The following is a 1,048-nucleotide window of genomic DNA, read 5'->3' on the forward strand; positions in this document are numbered from 1 at the left end:
CGGCGACCAACGACGGCGCCAACGTCGTGCAGTACAACGACTGGGGCGGCACCAACCAGCAGTGGCAACTCGTCCAGGTGGATAAGGGCACCGGCACATGCACGCTGCCGTCGACCTACCGCTGGGCATCGACCGGCCCGCTGGCGGAGCCGAAGTCGGGGTGGGCCTCGCTCAAGGACTTCACCAGCGTCGTCCACAACGGCAAGCACGTCGTCTATGCCACGACGCACAACACCCTCGCCGGCAACGATGGGCGCTGGGGGTTGACGACCTTCAGCCCCTTCACGAACTGGTCCGACATGGCCACCGCCACCCAGAACACGATTCCCTTCGACGGCATCGCGCCGACGCTGTTCTACTTCGCCCCGAAGAACCTCTGGGTGCTCGCCTACAACGGGGCTTGGCCATACAGCTTCGGCTACCGCACCTCGAGCGACCCCACCAACCCCAACGGCTGGTCCGCGCAGCAGGAATTGTTCACAGGCACCCTCCCGAAGGGGGGCCCCCTCGACGTGACCCTCATCGGCGACGACACGAACATGTACATGTTCTTCGCCGACGATGAGGGCGGCATCTACCGCGCCAGCATGCCCATCGGCAACTTCCCGGGCACCTTCGGTTCCTTCACGAAGATCATGAGCGACACGGCGCTCAACCTGTTCGAGGCGCCGGAGGTCTACAAGGTCCAGGGCCAGAACCAGTACCTCATGATCGTCGAGGCCCAGAACTACTCAGGGTACGGTCGCTATTTCCGCTCGTTCACGGCCACCAGCCTGGACGGCACGTGGACACCGCAGGCCGACACCGTGACCAACCCCTTCGCCGGCAGTGCCAACAGCGGCGCCACCAGCTGGACCAAGGACATCAGCCACGGCGATCTGGTTCGCACCAACCCCGACCAGACCAAGACCATCGACCCCTGCAACCTGCAGTTCCTCTACCAGGGGCGCGACCCCAGCACCGACGGCATGGACTACGGTCTCCTGCCGTACCGGCCGGGCGTGTTGACACTGCAGCGCTAGAGGTCCGCCTTGTGGCGGTTCCCGCC

At 65.2% G+C, this 1,048-nt stretch carries 1 protein-coding gene; it reads left to right on the forward strand.

Annotated features, from left to right (window positions below):
• Positions 1-1,022, forward strand: a 1,022-nt coding sequence (locus AB0J08_RS41770; RefSeq protein WP_360645487.1) for a non-reducing end alpha-L-arabinofuranosidase family hydrolase, incomplete at its 5' end; no start/stop codon positions are given.
• Positions 1,023-1,048: the final 26 nt, after the last annotated feature.

This window comes from Kitasatospora sp. NPDC050463, assembly GCF_040655255.1.
Taxonomy (GTDB): Bacteria; Actinomycetota; Actinomycetes; order Streptomycetales; family Streptomycetaceae; genus Kitasatospora.